Below are 6,310 nucleotides of genomic sequence, written 5' to 3'. Positions count from 1 at the left end.
TTGGTCCTTTCCGCTCCTGTTCTTCGTCAGATAGCCCGCTATCTTCCTCATCACAGAAGCGGAAATGCCACAAAAACTCATCCCAAATCATCGCACGATAAATTCAAAACAGCTTCTTAGTTAGAAGCCAATACTTTTGTGCTATTGGCTTCTAACTAACTCCCTCTAGCTTCTTTTATCTGCTGGCATTTTGAGGATATTCATTTGAAAATCGCCTCTTTGAGCCTTGTAACCGCTTTCAGGGCATCGCCTTGTTCTTCATTGAGCAGGGTGACGAACTTGCTTCCGATGATGCATCCGGCGGCGTGGGCAGAGGCGGCTTCGTAGGTCTGGCGGTTTGAGATGCCGAAGCCTATCATCCGTGGGTTGCGCAGGTTCATCGCCTTGATGCGGCGGAAGTATGCCTGCTTCTGCTCGTTGAAGTCGCGTTGCGCGCCGGTGATGGCGGCAGAAGATACCATATAGATAAACCCTTCGGTATGGCGGTCGATTTCGAGGATGCGTTCTTCGCTGGTTTCGGGGGTAATCAGCATAATGATGCGCAGGTCATAGCGTTCGGTTATGGGACGGTATTCTTCCATGTAGTCTTTGAAGGGAAGGTCGGGGATAATCATTCCGTCTATGCCGCATGCCTGGCAGCTTTGGCAAAAGTTCTCGAATCCGTATTGCATGATGGGGTTGAGGTAGCCCATCAGGATGAGGGGGATGCGTACGTTGCGGCGGATGCCTTCCAATTGGGCGAAAAGGCGGCGTAGGGTCATTCCGCCACGCAGGGCACGGGTGGCGGCGTCTTGGATGACGGGTCCGTCTGCCATCGGGTCGCTGAAAGGGATGCCGATTTCTATCATATCCACACCTTGTGCTTCGAGGGTGCGGATGACATCGGCGGTGTTGTCGGGTGTGGGACATCCTGCACAGAAATAGATGGAGAGGATGTCGTGTTTCTTTTGTTCGAATAGTTGGTTGATACGGTTCATGGTGGTTAATAATTAATAATGTGCTAATTAATAATGTGCTAATTAATAATGTGCTAATTAATAATGTGCTAATGTGTCAATGTGATAATGTGTCAATGTGCTAATTCATTCTCTCATTGTCACATTGTTCATTGATACATTGTTCATTGATACATTGTTTATTCTCTCTATAAATGCCTTCAGCTTTCCGGCATCCTTTACGGCGGGAGTGGTTTCGAAGCCGCTGTTCAGGTCGATGCCTGCCCACTGGGGATGATGGAAACGCCGCAATGCTTCGAGGCTTTCGGGGCAGATGCCTCCGCTCAGCAGAAACGGCACGTCGCCGAGATAGAAGCGAAGCAAGGACCAGTCGAACGCCTTGCCTGAGCCTCCGTGTCCGGCACTCGGGGCGTCAAACAGCAGGTAGTCGCACAAGGGAAGGTAAGGAATGGTCTGCTCCAGGTCGGCAGGCGTGCGAGGTGCGAACGCCTTGATGAGGTGGAACCCGTGGCACCGCAGTTCGAGACACAGCTCAGGGCTTTCGGTGCCATGCAGTTGCACGTAGTCGAGGCGCAGGGCTTCGGCACGTGCGGTTATGGTGTCGAAGCCGGCGTTGACGAATACGCCGACGCGTTTGGCGTGGCGGGGCAGATAGGCGGGTGTGTCCGCCACGAAGCGGGGCGAGCGTTCGTAGCAGATGAACCCTATCCAGTCGGCTCCGGTATTTTCTATGGCGCGGATGTTTTCGGGCTCGCGCATGCCGCATACTTTGATTATCATGTCGTTTGTTGTTTGGGCACCACAGATTACACAGATTTAGTGAAATGAACGTCCGTATTTTGTCCAATTTGTTTGTAGGGGCGTATTGCATACGCCCTGATAACGTCTTTGTGGGTTAGTTGGTGCATTCGGGCGTATGCGATACGCCCCTACAGCGGATGTGTGCGGAATTCATTTTTAATAAAATTGTCACTGTGGTGAATGGGTTATAATTAATTATTTTAATCTGTGTAATCTGTGGTGAGTAAATCTGCAATAAACCGGCTTAATGCTTCTCCCGGTTCGTCGGTCTTCATGAAGGTTTCGCCGATGAGGAAGCCGTCGAATCCTGCCTTGCGCAACTGAAGGAGGGTATCGGGGCTGGAAATGCCGCTTTCAGAGATTTTTACTATGCCTCGGGGCAATGCCTCGGCAAGCCGGAGCGAATGGGACGCATCGGTGTGGAAGGTGCCCAGGTGTCGGTTGTTGACGCCCACTACGTCGATGTATTCGTTCAAGTAATCCAGCTCTGCTTCGGTATGGATTTCCAGCAAGGTTTCCAGTCCCAGCGTGTGTGCTTCTTTTGCCAGCGTGAGGCACGCTTGGGGGGTAAGGGCAGAGGCTATCAAGAGGACGGCGTCCGCCTGTACTGCTTTTGCCTGCAATAACTGGTATCGGCTGATGATAAAGTCTTTGCGCAGGATGGGCAGGCTGGTCGTAGGACATGCCGTACGGATGTCCTTCAAGGTTCCGCCGAAGTATGCCTCATCGGTCAGGATGGAGAGTGCGGCGGCTCCTGCCTGCTGGTATGCGGCAGGTATTTTGCCGGCATCGGCGTCCTGATGAATCCAGCCCTTCGAAGGCGAACGGCGTTTGAACTCGGCGATAATGCCGGTAGGCGATGCCATAAGTGCCTGTTTAAGGCTGCGTGCCGGAACAGGTTCGCCCAGTTGTTTTTCAAGGAAGGCGGCAGATACCACTTTCTCTTGTCCGGCTATCTCGATGCGCTTGTGCGCGATGATTTCTTCTAAAATGTCTTTGCTCATAATTTTTTAGTTGACTAGGTGTTAGGTACTAGGGGACTAGGTTTTTAGATAGTTTGGTTTGTACTGGCAAAACTATTTAGAACCTAGTTGCCTAGTACCTATTCACCTGGTACCTGATTTAATTGTTTATCTCTACGAACTTGCAGAAGGTGCTCCATGCCTTTCCGCTTTCCAACGACTGGCGTGCCAGTGCCACACATTCTTCTATCGGCTTGCCGGGCTCGCGTGCCTGAATGGCGAACGAAGCGTTGATGAGCACACATTCGGTCTGCGCTTTCGTGGCACGGTTGCAGAGCACGTCGTCGAATATCCGGGCGGCTTCCTGCGGGCTTTTCCCTCCCGAAAGTTCTTCCTGGCGGGCAAGCGAGAAACCTAAGTCTGCCGGGCGGTAAATGGTCTCGTAGCGGTTGGTCATCACCTTGAACTCGTCAGTGAGCGAGATTTCATCGTATCCGTCAAGGTTGTTCACTACGGCGAAACCGATACCCAGCTGCTGGAGCGTGTTGGTGTAGAGACGCATCTGGGCGAGGTCTGCCACTCCCAATAGCTGGTATGCCGGCTGGCAGGGATTGATGAGCGGTCCCAACAAGTTGAACAGGGTGCGCACCTGCAACGCCTTGCGCACGCCTGCCACGTGTTTCATTGCCGGATTGAAGAGGGGGGCATGGAGGTATGCCATGTGGCAGGTCTCAATGGAGCGGCGCAACCGGTCGGAGTCGGTAGTGAACCGCACGCCGTGTTGTTCCATTACGTTGCTGGCTCCGCTCACCGAAGTGGCGCCATAATTGCCGTGCTTGGCTACGGCGTAGCCTGCTCCTGCCACCACGAAGCAGGCGCAAGTGGAGATATTGAAGGTGTTCTTGCCGTCTCCTCCTGTCCCCACGATGTCGATGGGGCTGTAGTCGGAGAAATCGACGGGGATGCGTGTTTCAAGCAATGCCTGGCGGAAGCCGGCAAGTTCGTCTACTTTGATGCCCCTCATTTGGAATACGGTGAGCAGGGCGGCTATCTGTGTATCGTTGTATTTGCCTTGTGTGATGCCTTTCATCAGTCCGTATGCTTCGTCGTGCGAAAGCTCTTCGTGGGCAAATAGTCTTGTAAGTATTGCTTTCATATTGAGTGAGGTTTATAGTTCTTGAAACGCAGATTATCGCAGATTAACGCGGATTGAATTTTTATTATAGGGCATATCCGTAGAAATAAATTTTAATCTGCGGAAATCTGCGTTAATCTGAGTTTCACAATATGTTCTGTGACGCTTAGTGCTCCAGCCAGTTTTGCATGATGCGTTTCCCGTCGGGGGTCAGCACCGATTCGGGATGGAACTGGATGCCTCGGATGTCATATTCGCGGTGGCGCAATGCCATGATGTATCCCTCTTTGCTTAGGGCGAGTGTTTCGAGGCAGGAAGGCAAGGTGTCCTTGTCGACTACCCACGAGTGATAACGCCCTACGGGAATCTCACGAGGCAATCCTTGAAAGAGGTAATCGTCGGCGATGAGGTCTACCGGGCTTTGTATGCCATGGAATACGCTGGAAAGGTTTACCAGTTTTCCGCCGAACACTTCGCCGATCGCCTGTTCGCCCAGGCAGATGCCCAGTATAGGCTTCTTTCCGGCATAGGAACGGATTACGTCAAGCAATAATCCGGCTTCTTCGGGGATGCCCGGTCCGGGCGAGAGGACTATCTTGTCGTATGCTTCCAAGTCTTCCAATAGGAATTTGTCGTTGCGGAGCACGGTCACTTCGGCTCCCAATTCTTGCAGTATCTGGCTCAGGTTGTAGGTGAACGAGTCGTAGTTGTCTATAATAACGGTTTTCATTTTTTGAGTTCTTAAGTTTTTGAGTTTTTAAGTTTTTAAGTTCTTGCTTGAGTTTTTTAGTTCTTAAGTTTTTTAGTTCTTGAGTTGGTGTAAGATAATAACTTACAAACTCAAAAACTCAAAAACTTAAAAACTAAAGAACTTATAAACTCTCAGCAATCAGGATGGCTTTTTTCAAGGCTCCTAGTTTGTTGTTCACTTCTTGCAGTTCGTTTTCTTCGTTGCTCAGGGCGGTGATGCCTCCGCCTGCCTGGAACCAAAGTTCGTGGTTGCGGCTTACGAAGGTGCGGATGGTGATGGCTTGGTTCAGGGTTCCGTTCAGCCCGATGAAGCCGATGCAGCCTCCGTATGCACCGCGGTTGTGTGGCTCTATCTCGCTGATGAGTTGCATGGCACGTACTTTGGGGGCACCGCTCAATGTACCTGCCGGAAAGGTGTCGAAGAACGTGCGGATGGGATTGGCGTCGGCGTTCAGCGTGCCGCTTACCCGGCTCACGAGGTGGATAACGTGGCTATAATATTGCGGTTCTTTGTAGAAAGCTACGTGCGTGCCCGTGCAGTTCCGGCTTAGGTCGTTGCGTGCCAGGTCTACCAGCATCACGTGTTCGGCGTTCTCTTTCGGGTCGGCAAGCAGGGCTTCGGTCAGCTTTCGGTCGGTTTCCTTGTTTCCGCTCCTTCGGGTGGTGCCGGCAATTGGGTCGATGGTGGCTTGCCCGTCTTCTATCCTGCAATGGGTCTCGGGCGAAGAACCGAAGATGCGGAATCCTCCGAAGTCGAAGTAGAACAGGTAAGGCGAGGGATTGATGCTGCGCAGGGCGCGGTAGAGCTTGAAGTCGTCTCCCTGGAAATGCTGGATGAAACGGCGTGAGAGTACGATTTGGAACACATCGCCCCGCAGGCAATGGGCGATTCCCTTGCGGATGTTTGCCTTGTGCGCTTCATCGGTCAGGGTACTGGTGGTTTCCCCTATGGGGTGGAAACCGTAGGTGGTATAATTACGGTCGTGGATGGCACGTTCTATCTCGCCAATGTGGCTCGGCTCGCTTCCGTCGTTCATCTCGATGAGTACCATTTCGCTCTTGAAATCGTTGAATACGATGATGTACTTATACAGGATGTAGAGGATGTCGGGTGCATCGTTCTTGGCTTCGGTGCTGTCTTTCACCTCCACAGGTTCGAAATAGCGCACGGCGTTGAACGAGGTATATCCATACACGCCGCAATAGTCGGCATATTCTCCTTCTACCCGGAAGCGGGCAAGGAAGCGGTTCATCACATCCTCCACCGTACATGCTTCGCTGATAGGAGTTTCTTCGCGCGAGTGGTCGGGATAGATAGCGGTAGCTACATCGTGGCTTACGCTGATGCTGGCTATCGGGTTCAGCCCGATGAACGAACGGTTGTTTTCGCTTCCGTGATAGTCGGAGCTTTCCATCAAGGCGCTTTGCGGAAAGAGGTCGCGCACCTTCAGGTAGGTGCTGACCGGTGTATGCAGGTCGCCCAGCAGCACTTTATGATTGGTATGGTAATGGTAGGTCATTTTTTTAGTTAATAATTAATAGTTAATAGTTTAATGTGCTAATAAACAATGTGGCAATGTGCTAATAGGCAATGTGGCAATGTGCTAATGGGCAATGTAGCAATGTGCTAATGGGCAATGTGGCAATGTGCTAATGGGCAATGTGGCAATGTGCTAATGGGCAATGTGGCAATGTGCTAATGGGCA

General features: G+C 51.7%; 6 protein-coding genes. All 6 read right to left on the bottom strand.

Going from position 1 to position 6,310, the window contains the following annotated elements; translation table 11 throughout:
* Nucleotides 1–200: 200 nt before the first annotated feature.
* The 6 genes from trpA to B5F25_RS17340 all read right to left on the bottom strand — a co-directional run bounded on the left by trpA (nucleotide 201) and on the right by B5F25_RS17340 (nucleotide 6,124).
* Entirely contained in the window at nucleotides 201–977 is a 777-nt protein-coding gene (gene trpA, locus B5F25_RS17365; RefSeq protein WP_087251069.1) for a tryptophan synthase subunit alpha, read from the bottom strand.
* Nucleotides 978–1,082: 105 nt separating this feature from the next.
* A complete protein-coding gene (locus B5F25_RS17360) occupies nucleotides 1,083–1,736 on the bottom strand; it encodes a phosphoribosylanthranilate isomerase (RefSeq protein WP_087251067.1) in 654 nt (217 codons plus the stop codon).
* 221 nt (nucleotides 1,737–1,957) lie between these two features.
* On the bottom strand, nucleotides 1,958–2,761 hold the full coding sequence (gene trpC / locus B5F25_RS17355) for an indole-3-glycerol phosphate synthase TrpC (RefSeq protein ID WP_087251065.1): 804 nt from the start codon (nucleotides 2,759–2,761) through the stop codon (nucleotides 1,958–1,960).
* Between the two features lie 118 nt (nucleotides 2,762–2,879).
* Nucleotides 2,880–3,875 (bottom strand): anthranilate phosphoribosyltransferase, encoded by a 996-nt coding sequence (trpD, locus tag B5F25_RS17350; RefSeq protein ID WP_087251063.1) that lies wholly within the window; start codon nucleotides 3,873–3,875, stop codon nucleotides 2,880–2,882.
* Nucleotides 3,876–4,020: 145 nt separating this feature from the next.
* Nucleotides 4,021–4,584: an aminodeoxychorismate/anthranilate synthase component II gene (locus B5F25_RS17345; protein ID WP_087251061.1), complete on the bottom strand. Its 564-nt coding sequence runs from the start codon at nucleotides 4,582–4,584 to the stop codon at nucleotides 4,021–4,023.
* Nucleotides 4,585–4,726: 142 nt separating this feature from the next.
* Complete coding sequence (locus tag B5F25_RS17340) at nucleotides 4,727–6,124, bottom strand: anthranilate synthase component I family protein (RefSeq protein WP_022040673.1); 1,398 nt, start codon at nucleotides 6,122–6,124, stop codon at nucleotides 4,727–4,729.
* Nucleotides 6,125–6,310: the final 186 nt, after the last annotated feature.

This window comes from Bacteroides sp. An19 (assembly GCF_002160215.1).
Taxonomy (GTDB): Bacteria; Bacteroidota; Bacteroidia; order Bacteroidales; family Bacteroidaceae; genus Phocaeicola; species Phocaeicola intestinalis.
Note: the sequence above shows the minus strand (reverse complement) of the source record. Positions and strands in the feature narration are given on the sequence as shown.